Origin of the sequence: Arthrobacter sp. LAPM80 (assembly GCF_046736435.1) — a bacterium.
Taxonomy (GTDB): Bacteria; Actinomycetota; Actinomycetes; order Actinomycetales; family Micrococcaceae; genus Specibacter.
In genome coordinates this window covers 50792-75902 of sequence record NZ_JBCHVD010000009.1, presented here as the reverse complement: position 1 = coordinate 75902, position 25111 = coordinate 50792, and the positions used below count along the sequence as shown (strand labels likewise).

The 25111-nt window shown below is 63.1% G+C and carries 28 protein-coding genes; 13 read left to right on the top strand and 15 right to left on the bottom strand.

Features of this window, described 5'->3' with window-relative positions:
- Window positions 1–434: 434 nt before the first annotated feature.
- Window positions 435–1046, top strand: coding sequence for a hypothetical protein (locus AAGW05_RS11035; protein WP_411804571.1), 612 nt, complete (start codon window positions 435–437; stop codon window positions 1044–1046).
- Here AAGW05_RS11035 and AAGW05_RS11030 read toward each other — a convergent pair.
- The 6 genes from AAGW05_RS11030 to AAGW05_RS11005 form a co-directional block, all read right to left on the bottom strand.
- Window positions 1043–1921, bottom strand: a complete 879-nt coding sequence (locus AAGW05_RS11030) for a hypothetical protein (RefSeq protein ID WP_411804570.1) — start codon at window positions 1919–1921, stop codon at window positions 1043–1045. The two genes, AAGW05_RS11035 and AAGW05_RS11030, sit on opposite strands and share 4 nt — an antisense overlap.
- 42 nt (window positions 1922–1963) lie before the next feature.
- The gene (gene dapD, locus AAGW05_RS11025; RefSeq protein ID WP_411804569.1) at window positions 1964–2953 is read right to left on the bottom strand and encodes a 2,3,4,5-tetrahydropyridine-2,6-dicarboxylate N-succinyltransferase; all 990 of its coding nucleotides are present in this window, start codon (window positions 2951–2953) and stop codon (window positions 1964–1966) included.
- Between the two features lie 66 nt (window positions 2954–3019).
- A complete protein-coding gene (locus tag AAGW05_RS11020) occupies window positions 3020–4672 on the bottom strand; it encodes a molybdopterin-dependent oxidoreductase (RefSeq protein ID WP_411804568.1) in 1653 nt (550 codons plus the stop codon).
- Between the two features lie 121 nt (window positions 4673–4793).
- Window positions 4794–5618, bottom strand: coding sequence for an anti-sigma factor domain-containing protein (locus tag AAGW05_RS11015; RefSeq protein ID WP_411804567.1), 825 nt, complete (start codon window positions 5616–5618; stop codon window positions 4794–4796).
- Window positions 5618–6199, bottom strand: coding sequence for an ECF RNA polymerase sigma factor SigK (gene sigK, locus AAGW05_RS11010; protein ID WP_411804566.1), 582 nt, complete (start codon window positions 6197–6199; stop codon window positions 5618–5620). The genes AAGW05_RS11015 and sigK overlap by 1 nt, the downstream gene beginning before the upstream one ends.
- Before the next feature lie 77 nt (window positions 6200–6276).
- Window positions 6277–6879: a fasciclin domain-containing protein gene (locus AAGW05_RS11005; protein WP_411804674.1), complete on the bottom strand. Its 603-nt coding sequence runs from the start codon at window positions 6877–6879 to the stop codon at window positions 6277–6279.
- 244 nt (window positions 6880–7123) lie between these two features.
- Between AAGW05_RS11005 and dapE the strand changes: the two genes are divergently transcribed.
- Window positions 7124–8320 carry a succinyl-diaminopimelate desuccinylase gene (dapE, locus tag AAGW05_RS11000; protein ID WP_411804565.1) on the top strand — a complete coding sequence of 399 codons (1197 nt, stop codon included), beginning with the start codon at window positions 7124–7126 and terminating at the stop codon, window positions 8318–8320.
- Window positions 8321–8430: 110 nt separating this feature from the next.
- Here the strand turns inward: dapE and AAGW05_RS10995 are convergent, their stop codons facing one another.
- The 4 genes from AAGW05_RS10995 to AAGW05_RS10980 form a co-directional block, all read right to left on the bottom strand.
- Window positions 8431–9273: an amino acid ABC transporter permease gene (locus tag AAGW05_RS10995; RefSeq protein ID WP_411804564.1), complete on the bottom strand. Its 843-nt coding sequence runs from the start codon at window positions 9271–9273 to the stop codon at window positions 8431–8433.
- Window positions 9270–9920: an amino acid ABC transporter permease gene (locus AAGW05_RS10990; RefSeq protein ID WP_411804562.1), complete on the bottom strand. Its 651-nt coding sequence runs from the start codon at window positions 9918–9920 to the stop codon at window positions 9270–9272. The genes AAGW05_RS10995 and AAGW05_RS10990 overlap by 4 nt, the downstream gene beginning before the upstream one ends.
- A gap of 91 nt (window positions 9921–10011) precedes the next feature.
- A complete protein-coding gene (locus tag AAGW05_RS10985; RefSeq protein WP_411804673.1) occupies window positions 10012–10851 on the bottom strand; it encodes a glutamate ABC transporter substrate-binding protein in 840 nt (279 codons plus the stop codon).
- Window positions 10852–10991: 140 nt separating this feature from the next.
- Entirely contained in the window at window positions 10992–11750 is a 759-nt protein-coding gene (locus AAGW05_RS10980; RefSeq protein WP_411804560.1) for an amino acid ABC transporter ATP-binding protein, read from the bottom strand.
- A gap of 122 nt (window positions 11751–11872) precedes the next feature.
- Here AAGW05_RS10980 and AAGW05_RS10975 point away from each other — a divergent pair, with 122 nt between their 5' ends.
- The 5 genes from AAGW05_RS10975 (at window position 11873) to AAGW05_RS10955 (ending at window position 15348) form a co-directional block, all read left to right on the top strand.
- Window positions 11873–12649: a TIGR00730 family Rossman fold protein gene (locus AAGW05_RS10975; protein ID WP_411804559.1), complete on the top strand. Its 777-nt coding sequence runs from the start codon at window positions 11873–11875 to the stop codon at window positions 12647–12649.
- 42 nt (window positions 12650–12691) lie between these two features.
- Window positions 12692–13108 carry a DivIVA domain-containing protein gene (locus tag AAGW05_RS10970; RefSeq protein ID WP_411804558.1) on the top strand — a complete coding sequence of 139 codons (417 nt, stop codon included), beginning with the start codon at window positions 12692–12694 and terminating at the stop codon, window positions 13106–13108.
- Entirely contained in the window at window positions 13098–13679 is a 582-nt protein-coding gene (locus tag AAGW05_RS10965; protein WP_411804557.1) for a DNA-3-methyladenine glycosylase I, read from the top strand. Before AAGW05_RS10970 ends, AAGW05_RS10965 begins: the two co-directional genes overlap by 11 nt.
- On the top strand, window positions 13672–14988 hold the full coding sequence (locus tag AAGW05_RS10960; RefSeq protein WP_411804555.1) for a hypothetical protein: 1317 nt from the start codon (window positions 13672–13674) through the stop codon (window positions 14986–14988). The genes AAGW05_RS10965 and AAGW05_RS10960 overlap by 8 nt, the downstream gene beginning before the upstream one ends.
- 192 nt (window positions 14989–15180) lie before the next feature.
- Window positions 15181–15348: a DUF3117 domain-containing protein gene (locus AAGW05_RS10955; RefSeq protein ID WP_411804554.1), complete on the top strand. Its 168-nt coding sequence runs from the start codon at window positions 15181–15183 to the stop codon at window positions 15346–15348.
- 92 nt (window positions 15349–15440) lie between these two features.
- Here the strand turns inward: AAGW05_RS10955 and AAGW05_RS10950 are convergent, their stop codons facing one another.
- Window positions 15441–16073 (bottom strand): O-methyltransferase, encoded by a 633-nt coding sequence (locus AAGW05_RS10950; protein ID WP_411804553.1) that lies wholly within the window; start codon window positions 16071–16073, stop codon window positions 15441–15443.
- Window positions 16074–16271: 198 nt separating this feature from the next.
- On the opposite strand from AAGW05_RS10950, the gene sigE reads away from it, so the two are divergent.
- Both sigE and AAGW05_RS10940 read left to right on the top strand, forming a co-directional pair.
- On the top strand, window positions 16272–16919 hold the full coding sequence (gene sigE / locus AAGW05_RS10945) for an RNA polymerase sigma factor SigE (RefSeq protein WP_411804552.1): 648 nt from the start codon (window positions 16272–16274) through the stop codon (window positions 16917–16919).
- Between the two features lie 110 nt (window positions 16920–17029).
- Entirely contained in the window at window positions 17030–17452 is a 423-nt protein-coding gene (locus tag AAGW05_RS10940) for a twin-arginine translocase TatA/TatE family subunit (protein ID WP_411804551.1), read from the top strand.
- A gap of 22 nt (window positions 17453–17474) precedes the next feature.
- On the opposite strand, the gene AAGW05_RS10935 is transcribed toward AAGW05_RS10940, so the two are convergent.
- From AAGW05_RS10935 to AAGW05_RS10925, 3 genes are read right to left on the bottom strand one after another with little or no spacing between them, the layout of a single operon-like run.
- On the bottom strand, window positions 17475–18602 hold the full coding sequence (locus AAGW05_RS10935; RefSeq protein WP_411804550.1) for an Mrp/NBP35 family ATP-binding protein: 1128 nt from the start codon (window positions 18600–18602) through the stop codon (window positions 17475–17477).
- 11 nt (window positions 18603–18613) lie between these two features.
- On the bottom strand, window positions 18614–19171 hold the full coding sequence (locus tag AAGW05_RS10930) for a DUF1003 domain-containing protein (RefSeq protein WP_411804672.1): 558 nt from the start codon (window positions 19169–19171) through the stop codon (window positions 18614–18616).
- Between the two features lie 37 nt (window positions 19172–19208).
- Window positions 19209–20492 carry a magnesium transporter MgtE N-terminal domain-containing protein gene (locus AAGW05_RS10925; RefSeq protein WP_411804549.1) on the bottom strand — a complete coding sequence of 428 codons (1284 nt, stop codon included), beginning with the start codon at window positions 20490–20492 and terminating at the stop codon, window positions 19209–19211.
- 135 nt (window positions 20493–20627) lie between these two features.
- On the opposite strand from AAGW05_RS10925, the gene AAGW05_RS10920 reads away from it, so the two are divergent.
- From AAGW05_RS10920 to AAGW05_RS10910, 3 genes are all read left to right on the top strand, one after another.
- The gene (locus AAGW05_RS10920; RefSeq protein WP_411804548.1) at window positions 20628–21437 is read left to right on the top strand and encodes a general stress protein; all 810 of its coding nucleotides are present in this window, start codon (window positions 20628–20630) and stop codon (window positions 21435–21437) included.
- 193 nt (window positions 21438–21630) lie between these two features.
- Complete coding sequence (locus AAGW05_RS10915; protein WP_411804547.1) at window positions 21631–22086, top strand: hypothetical protein; 456 nt, start codon at window positions 21631–21633, stop codon at window positions 22084–22086.
- Window positions 22083–22382 carry a transcriptional regulator gene (locus AAGW05_RS10910; RefSeq protein WP_411804546.1) on the top strand — a complete coding sequence of 100 codons (300 nt, stop codon included), beginning with the start codon at window positions 22083–22085 and terminating at the stop codon, window positions 22380–22382. The genes AAGW05_RS10915 and AAGW05_RS10910 overlap by 4 nt, the downstream gene beginning before the upstream one ends.
- 116 nt (window positions 22383–22498) lie before the next feature.
- Here the strand turns inward: AAGW05_RS10910 and AAGW05_RS10905 are convergent, their stop codons facing one another.
- Window positions 22499–24073 carry an aminopeptidase P family protein gene (locus AAGW05_RS10905; protein ID WP_411804545.1) on the bottom strand — a complete coding sequence of 525 codons (1575 nt, stop codon included), beginning with the start codon at window positions 24071–24073 and terminating at the stop codon, window positions 22499–22501.
- Between the two features lie 126 nt (window positions 24074–24199).
- On the opposite strand from AAGW05_RS10905, the gene AAGW05_RS10900 reads away from it, so the two are divergent.
- On the top strand, window positions 24200–25051 hold the full coding sequence (locus AAGW05_RS10900) for a PHP domain-containing protein (RefSeq protein WP_411804544.1): 852 nt from the start codon (window positions 24200–24202) through the stop codon (window positions 25049–25051).
- The last annotated feature ends 60 nt before the right edge of the window (window positions 25052–25111 follow it).

The window sequence follows — 25111 nt, the reverse complement described above, 5'->3', positions numbered from 1 at the left end:
GCTACCGGATTCACTGGTCATATCGCCTTCTCTCACTGGCAGATGGATTCAGCTGGTGATCTACTCACGTGAAGTGCTCCGATGGTATGCAAGCCCATACTTGCTGGAAGTCTACGCCTAGATGCCCTCCCGAAATTGACTGTCTGTCGACCCGCGCGGTGGGGGCATGGGAGCGGACCGAGCGCAGCCCTCGGTGTGTTTGGGCTGCTTAGGATTTTTCGAGCTCTGCGTCACGCACATCCTTTACACGGATTTTGACAAAGATGCAGCCATGCCGGTAGCGCCGGGCCCGGTCCTCTCGTTAAGTCCATTGGATGCCGGCGGAGTTCGCGCTGCGCCCACTTTACAATTCCCCCGCCCACAAGGCGGCTAAACGAGTAATCTGGAAGGTGGGATTGCTGCACCATCACTGCAGCTGGCTGGAGGCGAGATCAATGCATCACACCGGTGGCCCCGGGTGGCGAATCACGATGGATACGTGTGCACCCATGCTTGTGGCCTTGTATCTTCGGGACGTGGCCGGGCTGGTGGGTGCAGGCACCCCGGCACTGTCCCACGTGGCCCCTTCGGTAACAGCTGCGGACCATTCAATGCTGACTGCTGACGTGGGGGGCAATGACGCCCTGCGCGACCAATGGGAGGTCTGGTGGAGCAGGTTGCTGCAAAATGTGCCGGGCAACCAGCAAAAACTGACCCCTCCAGATTTCCCGGAAATGGCCGGAATGCCGGCCCTGCAGTTGGTGGCTCATGCACATTTCGGTGCCGCGATGAACTGGTCGCGGGAACAGTCGCAGCTGTATTCGTTGATGGCTGCACAACGGGAAACCATGGGCGGGCACAAGATCCTTGCCGACCTGGTGCAAAATCGTGAGATGGAACTTGGCCGCAGCGCGCGTGATTTCACTCTGACAATTGTCGAAGTTCCCCTGGCTGAGCAGCGCGCTTGGTTCCTTGAACCCGACCGCCTGATCATGAGTTCGCACCTGATCGATGACCAGGAGGTTTTCCGCAGTTATGTCCAGCCCGTGGTGGAGTTGCTGGTTTAGCCGACGGGGGCAGGTGCCAGCAGCAGTGTCACCTGGCCGGGGACTGTTCCCTGGACAGCCTGCCAGCCGACATTGTGCACGCCGGAGTTCGCATTCCTGTCCCATTGCCATCCGTCATAGCTGAGCTGCACGATGCCGAATTGCTGCGCATTGGCCAGCGCCCAATGCGCCATCATCCAGCCCTTGGCGTCGGAAACCACAAGGTGCAAGGTGGTGCCGGCGTCGGCCGTCGACGTCGTTGCGTCCAGAGGGCCGGCTGCCAGTTGGGCTGCGGCGAGCACCGTGTCGGCGGTGCTTGCGCCGGAGGCCGGCGGCAGGGTGCAGTTCAAGCCGTGCGGTGTCTGCCCCGTCAGGGCCGATGCGAAAGACCTGGACACCGGCTCATGCTGGGCATAGGCGTGCGGGAAAGCCGAACGCTGGACAATTTGTGCGGCGTCGTTGATGGACAGGTCAACATAGTTGGGCACCTTCGCCAGGGCGTCGAAGAACGCATTGGTTGAGTACACGGGGTCCATGATTTCCGCCACGGTTCCCCAGCCCTGCGAGGGGCGCTGCTGGAACAGCCCCACAGAGTCCAGATCCCCGTAACTGATGTTGCGCAGCTTGGATTCCTGCAGGGCCGTTGCCAGGGCTATTGAAGCTGCCCGCGCCGGCATGCCCCGCTGGACGGCGATGGCCGAAATGAGTGCTGTGTTCTCGCTTTGGTCCAGTGCCAGGCTGTAGCTGTTGTCACCGACCGTGGCAGTGCAGCCAAAAGACAGCCCGGGGGCGAAAGCGCTCTTGAACGTGTTGCTCAGCCACACACCGCCACCGATCAACAAGGTGGCGGTGACGGCCAGGACAAGCAGCCAGCCAATCGCGGCGCGGCTCCTCACCCCTCACCGCCGTCTGGCGGCAATGCCGCCGCCGTGGGGGAGTCAGTTCGCATGCAGGCTTTCATTGAGCGCCACGGTTGTGCCAAGGCGCGGCAGCACTTCGACCCCGCCCGAGGTGGAATTGCGGCGGAAGAGCAGGTTGGGCACGCCGGAGAGTTTGCTGGCCTTGACGATCTCGGTGGTGTCCTCCCCGTCGTCGTTCTTGGGGCCAAGGACCCGCACCCGGGTGCCTGCCGTGACATAGAGGCCGGCCTCGACCACCGAGTCGTCGCCAATGCTGATGCCAACACCGGAGTTGGCGCCCAGCAGCACGCGTTCGCCCAAGGCCACACGCTGCGTGCCGCCGCCTGAGAGCGTGCCCATGATGGAGGCCCCGCCACCGACGTCGGTGCCGTTGCCAACCACTACGCCCGCGGAGATGCGGCCCTCGACCATTGAGGTGCCCAGGGTGCCCGCGTTGAAGTTAACGAAGCCTTCGTGCATCACGGTGGTGCCTTCGGCCAGGTGCGCGCCGAGCCTGACACGGTCGGCATCGCCAACACGCACACCGCTGGGGACCACGTAGTCAACCATGCGCGGGAACTTGTCGACGGAAAAGACGGTGACCTGGCCGCGGCGGCGCAGCCTGGCCCGGGTGAGTTCGAAGCCTTCAACGGCGGCCGGGCCGAAGTTAGTCCAGACCACGTTGTTCAGCGTTCCGAAGATGCCATCAAGGTTGATGCTGTTCGGGGCAGCCAGGCGGTGTGAAAGCAGGTGCAGGCGAAGGTAGGAGTCGACGGCGTCGGCCGGGGCGGCGTCGAGGTCGATTTGGACAAATACCACGCTTTGGTGCACCCCGCGGTCCGTGTCGGTGCCGGCTTCGGCCAGGGCCGTGAGCTCCGGGTCGGCGTCGGGAGCCTCGCCCAGCGCATCGGTGGCGGTGCCCAGCGTGGGGGAGGGGAACCACACGTCCAGGACGGAGCCGTCACTGGTGATGGTGGCAAGGCCGAAGCCGTGGGCGGAACGTTCCGTTAATGCAGCTGTGTGGGTCATGTGCCAAGTTTATCGGCACGGCGCGACTGCTTTGTGCTGGATCAGTTTGTGCTGGAGAAGTTTGTCCTAGACCACGGTGAAGGTGATTGAATGCCAGCCAGTGGAACCGTCGGGCTCCGGCGGTGCTTGATCCCCGATCTGGAGTGCTCCGGTTCCGTCGTAGGCACGCACCACCACGGTATGGGTGCCGGCTGTTGCGCCTTCCCACATGTAGGACCACTGGCGCCAAGTGTCCAAGGACGCCTCAGCCGCAAGCGTGGCGATCTGCCACCCGCCGCCATCGAGCCGGACCTCCACCTTGGAAACTCCCCTAGTCTGGGCCCAGGCGCTGCCGCCTATGGCCACGGTACCCGCGGGGATCCTGGCCAGTGCGCGGGGCACCTCGACCCTTGAGGCAGTCTTGATGGGCCCGTGGGAGGACCATCCCCTCGACGTCCAATACCCGGCACTCTGGGCAAAGGTTGTCACTTCCAGGTCGATGACCCATTTAGTGGCCGAGACAAATCCGTACAGTCCCGGAACGACCATGCGCACGGGAAAACCATGTTCAATCGGCAGCGGCTGGCCATTCATGCCGACGGCGAGGATGGCGTCCCGTCCGTCCTGCAATACGGGCAGGGGCGTGGAGGCGCTGAATCCATCAATGCTGGTGGACAGGACCATGTCGGCGCCGGCTGTTGGCTTGGCCCGGGCTATGACGTTGCGCAGCGGGTAGCCAAGCCATTTGGCGTTGCCGGCAAGGGTTCCGCCCACGACGTTTGAAACGCACGTCAGCGTCACATAGGACTCGATGAGGTCTTCCGCCAGAAGCTCATCAAAGGTCATGGTGAACTCCTCCTCCACCATGCCGTGCACCCGCAACTTCCAGCTCGACGGGTCAATCTCGGGTACGATCAGGGCCGTGTCGATGCGGTAGAAGTCACTGTTTGGAGTGACGAAGGGGGTCACACCCGCAACGGGCGACTGCACTCCGGCGGGCAGCGCGGGTGCCTTGGCCTTCGCCGCCGGGAGTTTCAAGGCCTCGCGTACGGCACTGACGGCGTTACGGGAGCCCGCGAGCATCGTGCCGCCCACTCCAACGATGACTGCAATGCCCGCGACCGCTGCCGCGCGCAGCAGGAAGGTGCGGCGGCTGGGTTCGGGCGCAGGGACCGGAGCATACTTGGGTTCGGCCGGTTGATCCAGTACAGCCGGCGCTTGGGATGCATTCGGCAGGCGTGCGGCTGCCAGACCCTTGTCCCTGGCTTGGTCCACCGCAGTTGGTGCGGCCGGGGTAAGAAATCTCAGGGCCCACAGTCCGGCAGCAGTGCCGATGGCCAGGGGGATCAGATCAGTGAAACCGGCACCGGCGCGGGTGATGATAGACAGCGCCATGACAACGGCGAAGGCCACAACCATGGCAGCCCCCGCCTTCAGGTTCTTGCGTGCGACCACCCCTGATGCGGCGGCAAGGATAGCAACGGCAACACCCATGGATATCACCAGGGCCAACTTGTCCTTGGTGCCAAAGGTGGCGATGGCGAAATTCTTCATCCATGCCGGGGTGAAGTCGATAAAAGTGGAACCGACCGATGTGAATGGTGACGCTGCTGGCCCGAAAAATATCGAGAACACTTCCGCCACGGCAAACAAAAGCCCGGCTGCAATGAGACCCGTGAGGGCTGCTGCACCCGTACTGCGCCACGCGATGTGATGTGTTGCCTTGTTTTGCTTGACCATGTCAGGCTCCTTGCAACGCTTACTTGGCGTCCGTTGTTGGAAGTTCTTTCCTATAATTCGGAACCACATGCCCGCCGGATTGGATCGGCGGACACATTCTGCCGTGCAAAGAGCAAAACCGTTAGAGCGCCTGTACCACTAGGGGAGTTGTTGTGGGGGCAGGTGAGCCCCCGGCGGGTTCGACTGTGATGCCAACATGTGTGGCCCCGTCCAGGGGGCCGTTGAGAACTTGCAGGCCTGGGCCCACGGGCTTCTCAACGCTCATGAGACCGGCCGGAACGGCGCCCGCCGCGGAGATGAACCACAGCTCGTAGGTTTTGCCGGCGGGTAGGACGGGCATGTCGTTGACCATGACTGCAGCCTTGTTGGCCTTGCCCGAGGAAGCAACCGTTACGGTAGTGCCCTGGGACAACTCAGTGGTGGCTATCTTGGCATCGGGAGAGCCGACGATCGCCAGCACGGTATTTTGCTGATCCTGTGCTGACCGCTGCTGCGCCTCGAGGGCCGAGAGTTTTTCTTCCATGGAGTTTTGGGTAGCGTTCTGTCCTGCCGCCCAACCGCCAGCGCCCGCTACGACCACCAGGGCCGCTGCAGCACTGATGAGCGGAACCCAGCGGCTACGCCCGTTAGTTTCCGTGCCGGAGCCGCCGGAACGGCGGTTGGACCTGCCGTGTCTGGAGGGTGCCGTGGAAATGTCGCGCACCACAGAGGTGGAGGGCAGCTGGCGGGTGTTGCGGATGGCGGCCATGATGTTGGCTTTCAACTCCGGCGGGGGCGTCTCCTCGGGTGTGCCGAGGGCCAGCAGGGCCGAAGTTTCGCTCAGGCTGCGGACTTCCTCGAGTGTCTGGGGATCCGAGAGGGCGTAGCGTTCAAACTCGCCGCGTTCGGCCTCGTCCAGGGCGTTCAGGGCATAGGACCCGGTCAGCAGGTGCAATTGCTTTTCCATCACGCCACTCCCATCCTGTCCCTGAGCCTGATCATTCCGTCACGGATTCTTGTCTTTACAGTACCCACCGGGACCTTCAGGAGGTCGGCGACCTCCTGGTGGGTGTAGCCACCGTAGTAGGCCAGCCGGATGGCTTCTTGTTGTGCCTGCGTCAGTGATTCCAAGGCCTGGTTGACGCGTTCGGCCTCCATTTGGGTTTCAACGGTGTCTGCGACGTCGTCGTAACTCTCCTGGAATTCCTTGATGCCCTGGCGAAGGTCCCTGTTGGTGCTGGCCTGGCTGGCCCGGACCTTGTCAACGGCCTTTCGATGGGCAATGACAAGGATCCACGACATTGCCTTGCCCCTGTCGACGTCAAAGCGTGAGGCCTGCTCCCAGATGTCCAGGAAGACTTCTTGGGTCACTTCCTGGCTCTGTGCCGGGTCACGCACCACGCGTCGCACGAGTCCGAAGACCCGGGGTGAAACGGCGTCGTACAGTTCCTCGAAGGCCGCCTCGTCGCCCAGGGCGACGAGGCGGATCAAGTCCTCATGGGTTGGCGGTGCCAGGGGCTCCACCGGACGCAGCCAAGATAAACGCATGGTGTCTACCTTGTCACGCTCCATGCCCATGTGCCTGTTCCCTTCGATGTGTGTTGCAAATTAGTGGCGCGGTGCGCCTACTTCTTTGCCGGGGGCATCAGGACTGTGTCGATCAGGTAGACAGTGGCGTTGGCGGTCTTCACGCCACCACAGATCACGTTGGCACCGTTGACCTTGATGTTGTCGCCGCTTCCGGTGACTTCCAGGGTGCCGCCCTCAGCCGTGGCGTGGACACCGTCGATCTTGTCCGGGGACAGCTGGCCGGGGACCACATGGTAGGTCAGGATTGAGGTCAGCGTTGCGGAGTCGGTCTTCAACCCGTCGATGGTAGCTGCCGGGATCTTGGCGAAGGCATCGTCAACCGGTGCGAAGACCGTGAACTGGCCGGAGTTCAGCGTGTCAACCAGGTTCACGTCCTTGTTCAGTTTGCCGGAAACTGCAGCCGTCAGGGTCTTCAACAGGGGGTTGTTGGATGCTGCTGTGGCAACCGGGTCAGCGGCCATGCCGGCAACCGAACCGGCGCCGCTGGGAACTGCCGCCGCGTAGGCTGCGCATCCGGATCCCACCAGGTCCCCTGCCATGGCCGCGGTGGTGGCAGGGGCCGCAGACGTCATCGGCGCCTTCGAGGGGCTTTCCGAAGCGGCCCCCGTGGTTCCGCCGCTGCAGGAGGTGATGCCCATGGCGACAACTGCCAGGAGACCAAGGCCGAGGCTGAGGTTCTTGCGGGTTCCAAACTTCACGGTGCTGTTCATGATGACTCTCCATAGTGTGAAAACGGATTGATTCCATTTTGCTTCCCATGCCGGTGTCCGCATGTTGCGGTCGTGATGGGCTGTCAGGGAGTAATTCGGAACCGCGGTGGCGCCGGATTGGATTGTTTTGAAGAAATATTTCCGGCCTCCCCGGCGACGGTAAACTGTGCCAATGACCACACACCGCAGCCAGACCCCCATCCCCTCTGCAACAGACTCCCGGGACCCGGAATGCCCAGCCGGGGCCGAATGCACAGGGGCGCCAGCGCCGGGCGCCCAAGGCGGGGTGGCCGCCGTCGAACTTGACCTGTACGGCGATGTTGCGCTGCTGACCGCGGCAATCATGGACATTGACAGCGTGTCAGGCAACGAGACCGCGCTCGCAGACGCCGTGGAGCGGGCGCTCGCGGCGCTGCCGCACCTGACGGTGACACGCAACGGGGATTCGCTGGTGGCAAGGACGTCGCTGGGCCGTGCCGAGCGCGTGATCCTGGCTGGACATCTTGACACGGTGCCGCTGCCAACTGTTCCCGGGGCGCGCGGGACTGTGCCGAGTTCCTGGGACGGCGAGGTCCTCTACGGGCGGGGCGCCACCGACATGAAGGGCGGCGTGGCTGTGCAGCTGGCGTTGGCGGCCACCCTGCGTGAACCCACCAAGGACATGACGTTCATTTTTTACGACAACGAGGAAGTTGCCGCGGCCAAAAGCGGCCTGGGCCGGCTCGTGCGTGAAAACTGTGAACTGCTGGATGCGGACTTCGGCATCCTCCTTGAGCCGACCAACGGAACGGTGGAGGGCGGCTGCAACGGGACCATTCGTTTTGAGGCAACCACGCGGGGGCTCGCCGCCCATTCGGCCAGGGCCTGGATGGGTGAGAATGCGATCCATGCAGCGGCCCCCATCCTTGCCCGCCTTGCCGCCTACAAACCGGCAACCGTCAGCGTTGAAGGGCTTGATTACCGCGAATCCATGAATGCAGTGAAGATCCACGGAGGCACCGCAGGCAACGTCATCCCGGATCAATGCGTCGTGGAAATCAATTACCGCTTCGCCCCGGACAAGACGCCCACACAGGCAGAGGCGCATGTCCGCGAACTGCTCGACGGCTTTGACCTAGTCTGCACCGACTCGTCAGCAGGCGCCCGTCCGGGGCTTACTGCCCCGGCCGCGGCCACCTTCGTTGCAGCCGTGGGGCGCGAGCCGCTGCCCAAATACGGCTGGACGGATGTTGCCCGCCTGAGCGAAATGGGCATTCCCGCTGTCAACTTCGGACCAGGCAATGCGCTGCTGGCCCACAGCGACGACGAACACGTCAATGCCGAGGACATCCGCGAGTGCCTTGCCGCGCTGACCCGCTGGCTGACGTAGGTGGCTCCTCCTGCACCGAGTCAGCGGGTCCGATTCGAGATTGCGCGTTCTTAGCCGCGGTCTCGAATCGGACCCGCTGACTCGACGAGATGGAGATCGACCGGGGCGGTTTAGCCCGCCAGCCCGACCTTGGCCTTGATGACCTTCACGCGGGAGGACATCTTGTACTCCGTGTATTTGGCCAGACCGGAGAGGATCAGGCACAAGCCCACGTAGATGACCGCGGCGACCATGAGCGCCGGCACCACGGGGGAACCGTACTGGCCCTGGGAGCCGAGGAAGTTCGCGTAGTACAGAATCTCGTTGTAGGTGATGAGGAAGCCGAGCGCGGTGTCCTTCATGATGACAACCAGCTGGGCGATGATGACAGGCAGCATGGCTCGGACGGCCTGCGGCAGCAGGATGGTCCGCAGCACCTGGCCATTGGACAACCCAATGGCTAGCCCGGCCTCGCCCTGTCCCTTGGGCAGCGATTCGATGCCGGCACGGAACACTTCGGCCAAAACCGAACCGTTGTACAGGATCAAGCCCACCACGACGGCAATGAAGGGCGTGATGCCCTTGACCCCGGCTGAGGGGAGGCCGTAGTACATGATCATCATCAGGATGAGCAGCGGAATGGCCCGGAACACTTCCGTGAACCAATAGCATGGCAGGCTCAGCCACTTGCGATCTGCAAGCCGACCGAAGGCCAAGATGATGCCCAGCAGTAGCGAACCGACAGCGGCCACGGCGAAGGCTTTTAGGGTGGCGCCGATGACCGTGAGGAACATTTGCTGGACACGGGGGAACGTGAAAATTTCCCACTTTTGGGCCGTGAACTGGCCTGATTGGTAGAACCTGAACAGAATGAAGGCAATGATGCCAACCACCACGATGATGGTGACAATGTTCAGGTAGACGTTGCGTGTGCGGGCTTTGGGGCCGGGAACGTCAAAAAGCACCGAGCTCATCGCGCCACCTTCCATTTCTTCTCAAGGTAGCGTTGCAGCGGTGTCAGGATGCCCAGCACCAGCAGTACAAAGATCAGGGCGACCCACAGCAAGCCTGGCAGCAGAGGTTCGCCGAGGTCGCTGAGGGTGGCTCGGATGGCTCCTGCTTCCAAGACACCGAAACCGGCAGCAACCGTGGTGTTCTTTAACAATGCTATGAACACGCTGAACAGCGGCGGCACCACGGAACGGAAGGCCTGGGGCAGCACAATTAATCTCAGTGTCTGCATGAAGGGCAGTCCAATGGCACGGGCCGCCTCGGACTGACCCACGGAAACTGTGTTGATGCCGGAGCGGATGGCCTCGGATACATAGGTTGCCGTATAGAGCGAGAGGCCGATGATAGCGGCGACCACATAGTTGATTTCAGGCAGTCCCAGCCGGGGATACCCCAAAGCAAAGAAAGCCAGAATAAGTGTCAACGGCGTGTTGCGTACCGCGTTGACATAAAGGGTTCCTGCAGCGCGCATCGCGGGCGCGGGAGAGACTCGCATGCCGGCAACGATGGTGCCAAGGATCAGGGCAAAAAAGGCGGAGAAGACAAACAAGATTCCAGTGGTCTTGAATCCGTCGATGAACAGTTGACTGTTGTCAAGAAGTACATTCACAGGGCAGCGTCGCTTTCAGTGAATTCGAGAGGACGAAGTGGTGGTGTTGCAGCGGCTAAAACGCTGCAACACCACCACTCACGGATGGGTTCTACTTTTCAACCGCCGGCTGTGTGACCTTGGTGCCGGACTTGCCCAGCGTGGCGTCGAAGATCTTGGTCCACGTGGCGCCACCGTCGGTGAGCGTGGTGTTCAAGAAGGTCTGCAGGGCGGTGTCGCCCAGGGGCAGGCCGATGCCGTACTTCTCAACGGTGAAGGGCTCACCGACAACCTTCAGCTTGTCCGGGTTCTGGGAAGCGTAGCCCAGCAGGATGGCCTGGTCGGTGGTGACGGCGTCAACAGTTCCCGCCGTGAGCGCGTCAACGCACTTGGAGTAAATGTCGAAGCTGATGGCGTTTGCCTTCGGGAAGTTTTCCTTGATGTTTTGGAAGGGAGTCGATCCGGTGGCGGAGCAAACTTTCTTGCCATCCAGATCCTTCTCGCTCTTGATGGTCGTGTTGTCCTTGGCCACCAACAAGCCCTGGCCGGTAATGAAGTACGGGCCGGCGAAGTCAACAAGCTTCTTGCGCTTGTCGGTGATGGAATAGGTACCCACATAAAGGTCAACGTCACCGTTGGCCAGAGCCGATTCACGGTTGGCCGACGGGATGGCCTTGAATTCTATCTTGTTAGCCGCGACGCCCAGTGAGGCAGCCATCCAGCGCGCAATCTCAATATCGAAACCGCTGCGCTCACCCGTGGCGGCGTCGAGGAAGCCCAGGCCAGGCTGGTCTTCCTTCACGCCGATACGGATGGCACCTGCGGACTTGATTTTATCGAACGTGGGGCTGCCGGTCAGGGCAACGTCCTTGGCTACGTCAAAGCTCAAGCCAGCGGCGTCGCCACCGGCTGTTTCGCCGCCACCAGCGGTACCGCCGCCACAGCCTGTCATGGCCAGGGCTGCTGCGGTCAGGAGGGCCGCTACGCTGAGGCTCTTTCGGGAGAGAAACTTTTTCAAGGGTTTTCCTTTCTAAGTCGGCCGTCAAGGCCGGGAACAAACTGGCTCGTGGAGCCAAAAATAGGGAGGGCTTATTACCCGTTGGTGAGGATCTTGGACAAGAAGTCTTTGGCCCTTGAGGTCTGCGGGTTGGTGAAGAATTCCTCAGGGGTACCTTCTTCAACAATTAGCCCGTCAGCCATGAAGATGACCCTGTCCGCAGCCTTGCGGGCAAAACCCATCTCATGGGTGACAACCACCATGGTCATGCCCTCTTTAGCCAGTTCAACCATGACGTCCAGAACTTCATTGATCATCTCTGGATCCAGGGCACTGGTGGGCTCATCGAAGAGCATGACCTTTGGCTTCATCGCCAGGGCTCGTGCGATCGCAACGCGCTGCTGCTGCCCACCGGAGAGCTGGGCGGGCAGCTTCGCTGCTTGATGCCCCACACCCACGCGCTCCAACAGGCTCAAGGCGAGCTTCTCGGCGTCGGCCTTGGACATGCCCTTGACCTTGATGGGGCCCAGCGTCACATTCTCCAGAATGGTTTTGTGGGCAAAGAGGTTGAATGACTGGAACACCATGCCCACATCGGCACGAAGGTTAGCCAGGGACTTACCTTCCTTGGGTAGTTCCTTGCCATCAATGGTGATGGAACCATCGTCGATGGTTTCGAGCCGATTGATGGTGCGGCAAAGCGTGGACTTGCCTGATCCTGAAGGTCCCAGAACAACGAGAACCTCACCCTTGGCTACTTGCAGATTGATATTCTGCAACACGTGGAGGGTGCCGTAATGCTTGTTTACATCCTTGAGTTCCACGAGCGCAGGAGCATATGCGGGATTTGTCATGCCCCTGAATCTATCGACATTCTGTGGGACTGGGACCGGATTCGGCCCTGCGGGACCGGATCGTAACGGTAACGAGACATTATGGCTCAAGCCACATCTCCTTTTCGCGTAGCCTAGGTGGCATGAGTGCACCCACAGGATCCAGCAGGGCCGACCACCAGCAACTTCGCCGGTTCGGCATTTGGCGCAAGAACGGCGGCAGCCTCGAAACTGCCGACGCCAGGCTCTTGGAAACGCCGCCCAGCAGCGACTTCACGCACACCGACCCGTGGCGGGTCATGCGCATCCAAAGCGAATTCGTGCAGGGCTTTGACGCGCTGGCCGAAATCGGTCCCGCCATCAGCGTGTTCGGTTCGGCCCGGACCAAGGTGGATTCCCCGTACTACGCGACAGGCGTTGACGTTGGGCGGCGGCTGGTGGAGGCAGGCGTCGCCGTCATTACAGGCGGTGGCCCCGGTTCCATGGAGGCGGCGAACCGCGGTGCTGCCGAGGCCGGCGGGCTGTCAATCGGGTTAGGGATTGAGCTTCCCTTCGAACAGGGCATGAATGAGTGGGTCGGCCTTGGCGTCGACTTCCGCTACTTCTTCGCCCGCAAGACCATGTTCGTGAAATACGCGCAGGGCTTCGTTGTACTGCCAGGTGGCCTGGGCACGCTCGATGAACTGTTCGAGGCCATGGTCCTGGTCCAAACCAGCAAGGTCAGCCACTTCCCGATCGTCCTTATCGACAAGACCTTCTGGGGACCGCTGCTGGACTGGATCAAGGACACCATGATCGCCCAGGGCCTCGTCTCACCCGGGGACCTTGACATCATTTCGGTTGTGGACACCGCAGAGGAAGCCGTTGAACGTGTCATGGCGGGCAAGGCCGGGGGCACGGCCGCCTCCCGCGAGGGCTGACACACACCCTCATCCCGGCCGCACATCTGGCACCATGGTCTTGTGACTTATTTCCTGATCTTCCTTGCCGTCATTGTGGCTGCCGGTGTGGCGCTCTACGTGGTCGGGCTGAACAAGCCCCAAACCGATGGCGCGGCCCTGTATGACGACGGTCTGGCGGCTCCCGTGGCGAACCTTCCACCTGTGCTGCTGCCGTCGACGCCCGCTGCCTCAGACGTTGACTCGCTCCGCTTTTCCCTGGGTCTGCGCGGCTACCGCATGGACCAGGTCGACGAGATCCTTGACAAGCTCAGGGACGAACTGGCCGCCAAGGACGCGCGCATCGCCGCCCTTGAAGCGGGGCTTGCTCCGGCACCTGTGGACGCCCCGGCCAAGGCCATCCCGGCGACGGCCGACAGCGCAGCGGGCTCAACCGGTGAGCAGCCAACGGGGACGGACCCGGAGTCCGGTGAGCAGTGACGGCAAGGTGCGGTGCGCCTGGACGGGCATTGACGCCGACGAGCTGTACCAGCGCTACCACGACGCCGAATGGGGCTTTCCGGTTTACGGTGAGCAGGAACTTTTTGAACGGCTGAGCCTTGAAGCCTTCCAATCAGGGCTGAGCTGGATCACGATCCTGCGCAAGCGTGAGGCGTTCAGGGCAGCGTTCGCCCACTTTGACCCGGCGGTCGTGGCCGGATTCGGCCAGGACGACTTTGACAGGCTCATGGCTGACGCCGGCATCGTGCGCAACAGGCTGAAGATCAATGCCACGATCCGCAATGCTCGGGCATTGCTGGCACTGCCGGACGGCGTCACCCTTGGATCGTTGATCGCCGACCACGCGCCCGCCGTGAAACGCCCGCCCGATGCGCCCATTCCGGCCAAGACCCTCGAGTCGGCGCAGCTGGCAAAAGCGCTGAAGAAGCTCGGCTTTGCGTTCGTGGGCCCCACCACGGCCTACGCCATGATGCAGGCCATCGGCGTGGTCAACGACCACATGCCGGGCTGCTGGCTGGCCGCTGGTCAGGGCCAGCCCGGCCATGACTGACATGGCCACGAGCGGTGTGAACCGGGGCGGCGCGAACGCGGCGGAGCCGAACCCTGCAGGTATAAATTCTGCCGGGAAAGCGGCGCAGCACGCTGGCGCCACCATCAACGACGAGATGTACGCACTGTTGCGCCGCGCGCTGGCACCGCTGCGGCGCGCGCCATGGTGGCTGAAGGTCACGCTGCTGTATCTGGCCGCACGGCTGGTTTCCTACGGCATCTTTCTCGGGGCTGCCTGGCACGCCGCGGAATCGCCGTGGGGAGGGGCACAGCCCGACTACCTGACCTTCATCAACCGCTGGGACGCGGGCTGGTACGAGAGAATTTTCGACGGCGGATACCCCACCACCATTCCTCGCAACCCCGACGGCACGGCGCAACCGAACCAATGGGCCTTTTACCCGATTTTCCCCCTGCTGGCCCGCGGGCTCGGGGCAGTGACGGGGCTTGGCTGGCCGGCGGCCGGCGCCATCGTGGCCACGGTCGCAGGGCTAGCGGCGGCCCTGATGATCTACGTCCTTTTCAAGAACTTCGCATCCTCAGGAACCGCGCTGTGGGGAGTGGCTTTCTTTGCCACCTTCCCCTTATCGCCCGTGCTGCAGGTGCCGTATGCGGAATCGCTGGGCATGTTCTTCCTTGCCGCAGCCCTGCACCTGCTCATCAAAGGCAACTATTGGGCGGCGTTGCCCATGGTGGTGCTGCTGTGCCTTTCGCGCCCGGCAGGCGCGCCGTTTGCCGCCGTCGTGCTTGTCCATCTTGGGCTGCGCTGGTGGAACAGGAAGCGCGAACCGTTCCCCGCGCCGGACATGGTGGCCGGAGCCGTGCTGCTTGTGGTCAGCGGGGTCATGGCGTTCGCGTGGATGTTTATTGCCGGGTGGGTGACGGGGGACTGGACCGCGTACACCGACACCGAAACGGCGTGGCGCGGGACACGCCTTGTGCTGTTCAAGCCCTGGTTTGACGCCGGCGTTGAGCTGGTGGGGCCGCTGTGGGGGCCTGTGCTTCCCGTGCTTTTCGTGGCACTCGTTGCGCTGTACCTGAACTCAAAGGCCGTGCGGCGGATCGGCCTTGACCTGCGCGTCTGGTGCGGGATGTACCTGCTGTACCTGATGGCCGTGCTGCATCCGCAGTCGAGCACGTTCAGGATGCTGCTGCCGTTGTTCCCGCTGGCGCTGGCGGCCGCGTTCATCTCCCACTCGAAGGCGTACCGCTGGAGCCTGATCGTCATGTTCACTGTGCTGCAAGTCGTCTGGATTGTGTGGCTGTGGCAGTTCTCCGCCATCAGCACCGGGCAGGCGTGGCCACCCTGACGATGCGTGGACAGCTTGCCGGAGGGGCAGGCGGGGGTGCTGCGGGCTTGGTTGGGGACCCCTCGGGTAACGTCTCGATTAGCGCCCGGGCACCCGGATGCGGAATAATGGTTTGTGAGCAATACAACAGAAACGCCTTGCTGAGGAAAACTCAGGCTGGGCGTGTATGCACTAAGAAAAGGGGAACTCCTGATGGCGGCCATGAAACCACGAACCGGCGACGGTCCAATGGAAGTGACTAAAGAAGGTCGGAGCCTGATCCTGCGGCTGCCACTTGAAGGCGGAGGACGTCTCGTTGTTGAGATGAACGCCGACGAGGCAGCAAGCCTGAAGGAGTGCCTGGTGGGAGCGACCGAGTAGGTCCGCCACACAGAACCGCAGAAAACCGGCGGGACAGCAAATGCTGTCCCGCCGGTTTTCTGCTTAACGCGTTCTGCCCTGTGGCGGGTGAGTTAGCGCTTGACCGCCAGGAGCAGGCCGTCGCCGGTGGGCAGCATGGCGCTGACCATCGAATCGTTCTCGCGGATCATCTTGCCGACGCGGCGCAGCACCACCGTGCTGTTTTCACGGATGGCGGGGTCGGAAACACGGTCCTTGTCCAGGGCGTCATTGATGATGAGCAGTCCACCTGATTTCAGGAGCCTGACGGCCTGTTCCACGTAATCGGGGAAGCTTGGCTTGTCGGCGTCAATGAATACAAGGTCGTACGCGGCGTCGGTCAGGCGCGGCAGGACGTCCTGGCCGCGGCCTGAAATGGTGCGGGTGCGGTTTGCTGGGGAGCCCGACTCCGTGAAGGACTCGCGTGCCGCCTTCAGGTGGTCGATGTCGGGGTCAATGGTGGTCAGGACGGCTCGCGGGCCCAGGCCGCGCAACAGTGCCACGCCGGAGACGCCGGCACCGGTGCCGACTTCCACGGCCGTTTGGGCCTTGGAGGTGGCTGCAAGGACCGTCAGGGCGGCTGCGACGCCGGGGCTTACGGGGAACAACCCCAGCTCGTGCGACCGTTCGCGGGCGCGTCGCAGGACAATATCTTCCACGGGGAGGCCCTCTGCGTAGGACCAGCTGGTGGATTTATCGGCGCTCATGGGTTGTGTTTCCTAAACTGTAGCGGTGACTAGCTCTAGCCTACTGCCTGCACACGCGGCACATTCGCTGCAATCGTTCAGCAAAACGTCAGCTTTGTTTGGCAAACTGTTGGAACTTGGCCGTAGGATTCAACCGAGTGATTGCCTGACCGGATGCCCCTCCGTGGGGTATAAACGCCACTGAAGTGAGGTGCAGCGATGAGCCCAACGAGCACCCCCGTGTTGCGCCCAGCAGAAGCAGCCCAGGACCATGCAGATGTTTCAGCCGAGTGGACCACGCCGTCGTGGGATGAGGTTGTCACCAACCACTCGGCCAAGGTTTTCCGGCTAGCCTACCGCCTGACGGGCAACAGGTACGACGCCGAGGACCTCACCCAGGAGGTTTTTGTCCGCGTGTTCAAATCGCTGGCCAACTTCAAGCCCGGCACCCTTGACGGTTGGCTGCACCGCATCACCACCAATTTGTTCCTTGACCAGGCCAGGCGCAAGCAGCGGATCCGTTTTGATGCCCTGTCCGAGGATGCCGCCTCGAGGCTCCCCGGCACCGAGCCCGGGCCCGAGCGCAGCTTTGAATTCAACAATCTCGACGCCGATGTTGCCGCGGCATTGGAGGCGCTGCCGCCGGACTTCCGTGCCGCCGTCGTGCTGTGTGACATGGAGGGTCTCTCCTACGACGAGGTGGCGCACGCGCTGAACATCAAGCTTGGCACGGTGCGTTCCCGTATTCACCGGGGCCGGGCCATGCTGCGTGAATCCCTGGCCGACAGGGCCCCGGGCCGCACCTCGGATGTGCGAGCTGCGCGTAAGCCGTTGCTGTCGATGCCCCGAATTGCGGGGGTCCGCTAGACTTTTTTCGTCACCCGCCGGCCGTCCAATTGCAAGTTACAAGCCCAAAATTCCTGTGCATTACTGTGGGGAATCGTTGCTTTTAGTGTTGAGAGGGTAATCTTCCTAACGTGTTTGGTATCAATACCCCCGAGCTGGTCGTGATTGTCATTGTGGCAGTCCTGGTGATCGGCCCCTCCCGGCTTCCCGAATATGTGGAGAAGCTGAAGAACCTCATCCGTGAGGTGCGCAAGATGGCTTCTGGCGCGCGCGAAACCATTAGGGAAGAAGCCGGGGTTGACATCGATGACATCGATTGGAAGAAGCTTGACCCCCGCCAGTACGATCCCCGCCGCATCATCCGCGAAGCGCTCCTTGACGACGAGGACCTTGAGAAGCTCAACGCGCTGAAGATGGCCCCGGGTGCCGCCATTGCCTCCATGATGGGCAAGGACGAGGACAAGGTGCCTGCCGCGGTCGGTGCCCCCGCCGCGTCTGAGATTGTGCGCCTCGCCGAAGGCCAGCGCGCCCCTTTCGACATGGAAGCCACGTAACTTTCCCAACCTCAACGAGGCATCAGCGGGGGGTGACGCCCAGGTTCATCCCCGCCAGGCCGCGGGGGCGGACGGCGAGCTTCCCCGCGATATCCAGCAGCGCCTGTGCCGCAGGCGACTCGGGGTCCGACAGCACGATCGGCATCCCGGCATCCCCGCCCTCACGCAATGCGACATCCAGCGGTATCTGTCCCAGCAGTTCAACCGGCGCATTGACCGTCTGGCTCAGGCGCTTGGCAAGGATGTCCCCGCCGCCTGAGCCGAACAGTTCCATGGTGCTGCCGTCCGGGAGGGTCAAAAATGACATGTTCTCAATGACGCCGGCAACCTTCTGCCCTGTCTGCACGGCAATGGCACCTGCACGTTCGGCCACGTCGGCGGCAGCGGCCTGAGGCGTTGTCACCACAAGGATCTCGGCCTTGGGAAGCAGCTGGGCCACGGAAATAGCCACGTCGCCGGTTCCTGGTGGCAGATCCAGCAGCAGGATGTCCAGGTCGCCAAAATACACGTCGCCAAGGAACTGCTCCAACGCCCTGTGCAGCATGGGCCCGCGCCAGGCAACGGGCTGGTTTCCGGCAACGAACATGCCAATGGAGATGACCTTGACGTCGTGGCCCACGGGGGGCAGGATCATCTCGTCCACGCGCGTGGGCGTCTGCGTGATGCCCATGAGCCCAGGAACCGAGAAGCCGTAAATGTCGGCATCCACAATGCCGACCCGCAGCCCCTTGGCGGCAAGCGCGCAAGCAAGGTTCACCGTGACACTAGACTTTCCGACCCCGCCCTTGCCGCTGGCCACGGCATAAACACGGGTCAGGGAATCCTCGGCGTTGAACGGGATGCCACGTTCGGTGGCGCTGCCCGTGAGTCGTTCCTTCAGCTCCGCCCGCTGCTTGGTTGTCATGACTGTCAGCTCCACGTTGACGGAGGCGACGCCGTCCACAGTCACCAGGGCTGCCGTGGCGTCACGGGTGATGGTTTCGCGCAACGGGCACCCCGCGACGGTGAGGCGGATGACGGCGGTGACCTGGCCGGCGTCGTCCATTGAAACCGACTCAACCATGCCCAAATCCGTGATGGGGCGGCGCAGCTCGGGATCGATCACAGTGGCGAGGGCGGCGAGCAGTGCGGGTTGGGACGGGGCATTCATGGGGTGCTGCCTTAGAGGTTCGTGGGACGCCTGGTGGCGGTGGTCTTGATGGAGCTCGTCGATGGGTTGCGCTGGCTGTCCCGGGATTCCTTCGGCGCGCCGCCCTCGTCCTGCTGCTCGCCGTCCTGCATGGCGATGAGGTCCTCGAGGAGCGTGCGCAGTTCGGAGCGGACGAAGTCGCGGGTGGCCACCTCGCGCAGCGTGATGCGCAGGGCGGCGACCTCACGGGTCAGGTACTCGGTGTCCGCAAGGTTGCGCTCGTTGCGGGAGCGGTCCTGCTCGATCTGAACCCTGTCCCTGTCGTCCTGACGGTTCTGGGCCAGCAAAATCAGGGGAGCGGCGTAGGAGGCTTGGGTTGAGAAGAAGAGGTTGAGCAGGATAAACGGGTACGGATCCCACTTGAGCCCGAACAGACCAATGACGTTCAGGGCTATCCAGATCACGACAAATACTGTCATGTAGAGCAGGAAGTTCGCCGTTCCCATGTACCTGGCGAAGCGCTCGGCAAAACGGCCGAAGAGGTCCGGGTCGCCTGCCAGGTTGGGTAGGAGCCGGGACTTCAGCTCCATGGGCGTGTCGAGTCCGCCACCCTTTGCGTGGTGCCGCTCAGCCAATGCGTCCTCCTAATTTCCTGAACGGTGCGCCGTCCTCATGGGTGCGCCAGTCGTCAGGCAGTAGATGGTCCAACAGGTCATCAACCGTCACGGCGCCCACGAGGCGGCCTTCCTTGCTGACAACGGGAAGTGAGTTCAGGTTGTAGGACGCCATTATGTGGCTGACGGTGCTGATGTCGTCCTGGTCGGAGACGGGCTCCAGGTTCTTGTCCACGAGGGTGCCCAACAGCTCCGGGGGAGCGCTGCGCAGCAGTTGCTGGATGTGGACCACGCCAAGAAAGCGGCCGGTGGGCGTTTCCAGCGGGGGACGGCAGATGAAGATGGCCGAGGCCAGTGCGGGGGAGAGATCCTCGCTGCGGACATGCGCCAGGGCCTCTGCCACGGTGGCCTCAGGGGGCAGGATCACCGGCACGGGGGTCATGAGCGCGCCGGCGGTGCCTTCGTCGTACTGGAGCAGGCGGCGGACGTCCTCGGCTTCCTCCGGCTCCATTAACAGCAGGAGCTCCTCGGCCTTGGCCTTGGGCAGGTCCGCGAGGAGGTCGGCGGCGTCGTCGGGGTCCATCTCCTCAAGGACGTCGGCGGCGCGCTCGTTGTCCAGTGCGGAGAGCAGCGTGACCTGGTCATCCTCGGGGAGCTCGGACATGATGTCGGCCAGGCGCTCGTCCTGAAGTTCGCTGGCAACCTCGACGCGGCGCTTGTCGCTCATTTCCTGCAGGGCATCGGCAAAGTCGGCTGGCTTGAGGTCCTCGTGGGTGGCGACGAAGACCGTGGCACTTTGCGGCTCGGCAACGTCGTCGGTCCTGGCCTCGGCCCAGTCGATCAGCATGGTGTGGCCGCGGCGCAGTCCGCGCAGCCGCGACGTGGAGGACCCGCGGCGGACGAACAGCTTAGTGACGAGCCAGTCGCCGTTGCGCTGCTGGTCCATGGCGATGTCTTCAATGACGGCTGCGCCGCTGCCATCGACAAGGGTGACCTTGCGGTCAAAGATGCCGCCGACCACCAATTGTTCGGCGCCGCGCTGTTCGAAACGGCGCAGGTTGACCAGTCCTGTGCAGATGATTTGCGACTGGTCCATGGACGTCAGGCGGGTCATTGGCACGAAGACGCGCTTCTTGCCGGGGACTTCAACCACGATGCCGACGGCGTGCGGGGCCGTGTTTTGTCCGCGGCCCAGCACGACGACGTCGCGCAGCTTGCCGAGCCTGTCCCCGATCGGGTCAAAGACGTCAAGGCCCAGAAGCCGGGCGACAAAAATGCGCGTAGGTTGAGTGCTCACACCTACAGGCTACTTCCCCACTCCGGCAATGACCCAAACAATGCCGATGGCGACCCTGCGGGCATTCATGGGGTTTTCGTTTCACTGCCAGCGATACTCCAGCAAACATGCAGGATTATGGTGAACAATAGGGGTATGGCAAACCTCTTTGGACGCACCAGACCACTGGATGAGTCCCGCACGGTCCCCACTGGGGAAAGAATCGGGTCCTACACCTCCTACTTGGATGCGCAAAAGGCAGTTGACTACCTGGCGGATGAGAAATTCCCCGTCCGGCACGTTTCCATTGTGGGCAACGACCTGAAAATGGTCGAGCGCGTGACAGGCAAGCTCAGCTACCCCCGCGTGGCATTGACCGGCGCCATGACAGGTGCCTGGTTTGGTTTGTTCATCGGCGTCATGCTCTCCTTCTTCGATTCGGCCAGCAGCAACGCCGGTGCGCCGTATGTCAACGTGTTCACAGCTGTGCTCCTGGGTGCTGCCTTATGGCTGCTTTTTGCGATCATTGGCTACGCAGCCCAGCGAGGCAAGCGCGACTTCACCTCCACGAACCAGGTGCTGGCCTCCAGCTACGACGTCATCGTCACCGCTGATGTTGCCGGTGAGGCCCGGCGTCTGCTGGCCCAGCTGCCCATGAACTCGACGGCGCCGCGCCCCGTGCCGGGCCAGGGTTACCGACCGCCGGCCCAGCCGCCGGCATCGAGCGGCCACACGCCGACCCGTCCCGACGGCTGGCACGACCCCTACTCCCCGGCAGATCCCGCCGCTTCGGGGCAGGGATCCATCGAGGAGAAGGCAGGAAGCACACCCCGCGGCCAGTTCAATGACCTTCCCGACGGCCGCCCGCAGTACGGCATCCGCGTGGAGCCCACACCGGCGCCCCTAGACCCCAACGCGCCGGCCGGCGGCCACGAAGGCGGCCACGAAGGCACGCAGGGCAACTGAGCTTTTGTAAGAACCCTTCCGCAATATCCGACCCGCATCCTGCGGGGAAGGCCGCGTTCTCCACGTGGTTTTTCCCGCGGGCCGCGGGTCGGTTTTGTTTAAGGCGCCAACGGGTCCTGTGTTTGCAACGCCTACGGATGACTCCGGCATCAACTATTGACTTTCCTAGATGGAAAGTGATTGACTTTCCATTATGGAAAATCAATCGAGTGAAACAGCGCGCGAAGCGCTCTTCGCGATCGGCGATTCCCGCCGGGCGGCGGCGGATCGGCTTGTCACGCCTTGGTGGTACCACCCGGCCCTTGGCCTGCTGGCGGCGGGCTTCGTGCTGATCTATGCACTGGGCAACCCTGTGGTCATGGTTGCCGGAGTGGTCCTCTACTTTGCAGGCCTGGGTGTACTCGTCGGGTCCTATGTGAAAAAGACAGGGGTGTGGATCGGCGGGCTGTCGGCAGGAAAAGCCAGCCGCTGGGCCTGGTGCCTGGTGGGCATGTTCGTGGTCTGTTTGCTGGGCGGCGTTGCGGCCGCACGGGTGGCTGCGGTGGACTGGGTTGCCTGGCTGGCCGCAGTCGTGCTGTTTGCCGGAGTCAACATCCTCGGCCGCCGCTTTGACACAGCAGTGCGGGCGCAGTTGCGTGACGTTGCATGACAGCCCAGACCCAGCCAGAGCTCAACGAAGTCATCCACGCCCCCAACCGGCTCCGCATCTGCGCGTTCCTGAGCACGGTCGACAGGGCCGAATTCAGCGTCATCCGCGACATGCTCGGTGTGGCCGACTCCGTCACGAGCAAGCAGCTGAAGGTCCTTGAGGAGGTAGGCTACGTCAAGCTCAGCAAGCCGACGGGGAAGGGCCGCGTCAAGACCTGGGCGGGGCTCACGTCAGCAGGACGGCAGGCATACGAGGCGCATGTCGCCGCGCTCAAGGCACTGATCGCCGGGGGATGAATTCTGCGTGAGCCAGGCTCCGCCGTCGTGCTTAAAAATTTATGACGCACTAACTGCCCGTAGATCAACCAGAAATGATTGATTCAAGTGCAGTTAGTGCGTCATAGACTCAGTGGCTAGGAAGCGAGGCTGGCCATCCATGCTTCCACGGCGTCAGGCTCGCGGGGCAATGCCGCGCTGAGGTTGACGGGGCCGTCGGTGGTGATCAGGATGTCGTCCTCGATGCGCACGCCTATGCCGCGGTACTCGGCCGGGATGGCGAGGTCCTCTTCCTTGAAGTACAGGCCGGGCTCGATCGTGAAGACCATGCCCTCGGTGATGATGCCGTCGAGGTACATTTCGGCGCGTGCCTGGGCGCAGTCGTGCACGTCAAGGCCCAGGTGGTGGCTTGTGCCGTGCGGCATCCAGCGGCGGTGCTGCTGTCCGGCCGCAGACAGGGCCACCTCGGGGGTGACGGGCAGCAGACCCCATGCGGCCAGGCGGTCGGCGAGGACCTCCATGGCTGCGGTGTGCACGTCACGGAACTTGCGGCCCGGAACGGCCACGGCGAAGGCAGCGTCGGCGGCATCCAGGACTGCCTGGTAGATCTTGCGCTGGACCTCGGAGAACGTGCCGTTGATGGGCAGCGTGCGGGTGATGTCGGCCGTGTACAGGGTGTCGGCCTCGACGCCGGCGTCGACAAGGATCAATTCGCCCTCGTTGACGGTTCCTGTGTTGCGGTTCCAGTGGAGCACTGTCGCGTTATTGCCGCCGGCGGCGATGGTGTCGTAGCCGAGTTCGTTGCCCTCTTCACGGGCGCGGGCAAAGAACGCGCCCTCAACGACGCGCTCACCGCGCTTGTGGGCCACCGCGCGCGGCAGGGCCTTCACGATGTCCTCGAAGCCGTTGACTGTGGCGGCGACGGCGATCTTCATCTGCTCGATTTCCCAGTCGTCCTTGAGCAGGCGCAGTTCCGAGAGTGCCTCGGCCAGCTTGCCGTCGAGATCGTCAAGGGCACCGAAGTCCAGGGCGTCCGGGTTGGCGGCCGTGTTGTAGCGGGCGGTGTCAACAAGTGCGTCGATGTTCTCGTCGACCTTGCGCACCAGGCGGATGGACACGCCGCCAATGCTGGGTTCGCCAACATTTTTGGTGATGGCGACCTCGAGCTCTGTGACGTCGGCCGTGGGCAGGCCGAGCTGGGCCTGGAACTCTGCCAGGGTGGGGCGGCGGCCGATCCAGAACTCGCCGCTTCGCGAATCGGCGTAGAACGCCTTCGTGTCCCTGCCGGCCATGGGACGGAAGTAAAGGGTGGCGCGGTGATGGCCGCCGTCGTCCCCTGCTCCCTCGGCAACCGGGTCCAACACCAGCACGGCATCGGGCTCGTGGTCAACGCCCAGGCCTGTCAGGTGGGCGAAGGCCGAGTGCGGGCGGAAACGGTAGTCGCAGTCGTTGGAGCGAACCTTCAGCGGCCCGGCGGGGATGACGAGGCGTTCGGTCTTGAACAGCTCGGACACCGCACGACGGCGGCGGGCGGCATGCTCTGCCACGCCGGCCCGGGCGGGGAGTTCGGCCGTGGAGGGCGCCCAGTTGGCTGCCATGAACGAACGGAAGGCATCAGAGTCGGGGCGCTGGGAACGGTTGTTCACGCGGTCCTCGAGGGGCTGCTCGCTTGAATGGTCGGGGTGCGCGGAGGTTTGCTCAGTCTGGTTCACCCCTTAAGTCTCCCACCGCTTGCGCCGTGGGACAAAGAATCGAGCGTGCGCCGAACACCGGGGACCGACGCGGTGGTGTGTGCGCCGTGCCGCCCGTTACGGCATCAACGGACGTACCCTAGGAGTGTGAGGATCGATCTGCACGCGCATTCAAATGTTTCCGACGGCACCCAGAGCCCGGCCGACCTTGTCGCGGCCGCCGCGCTGGCGCGCCTTGACGTCATGGCGCTGACCGACCACGACTCCACCGGCGGTTGGCCGGAGGCGCTTGCCGCTGCCCGCCACCACGGCGTGGGACTGGTTCCGGGCATGGAAATCTCCTGCACGACGTCCCGGGGTGTGAGCGTTCACCTGCTCTGCTACCTCCACGACCCGGACAACGAGGAACTGCTCGATGAGATTACCAAGGCCAAGGACGCCCGCCTGACCCGCGCCGAACGCATGGTGGTGAGGCTGGCCGAGGACTACCCGCTGAACTGGGACGACGTCAGCGCCCACGTTGCCCCCGGCGCGACGATCGGCCGCCCGCACATAGCCGACGCCATGGTTGCCGCAGGCATCGTCGCGGACAGGAACGAGGCCTTCGCCAGCATCCTCACCTCGCATTCACGCTACTTCGTCAGCCACTACGCCCCGGATCCGGTCTTGGCGGTTGAGCTTGTCCGTGCTGCAGGCGGCGTTCCCGTGTTCGCCCACCCCGTCGCGTCGGCCCGGGGAAGGGTGGCCCCGCCCGAAGTTTTCAATGACATGATCGACGCCGGACTGCTCGGTGTGGAGGTCGACCACCGGGACAATCCGCCGGAGGGACGCGATTGGCTGCGGCGCCTGGCCAAGCGCAGGGGACTGATCGTGACAGGCTCCTCCGACTACCACGGGACGGGCAAGCCGAACCTTCTCGGCGAAAACCTTACGACCCCTCAGGCGCTTGAACGCATCGTCGAAGCCGGCACTGGGACCGCCGCCTACCTTCCCCTTTAACCCAAACCGGCCCGCAGGAAACGGCGAAAACCACGTAAAAATCGTGAATTTTCGCCGTTT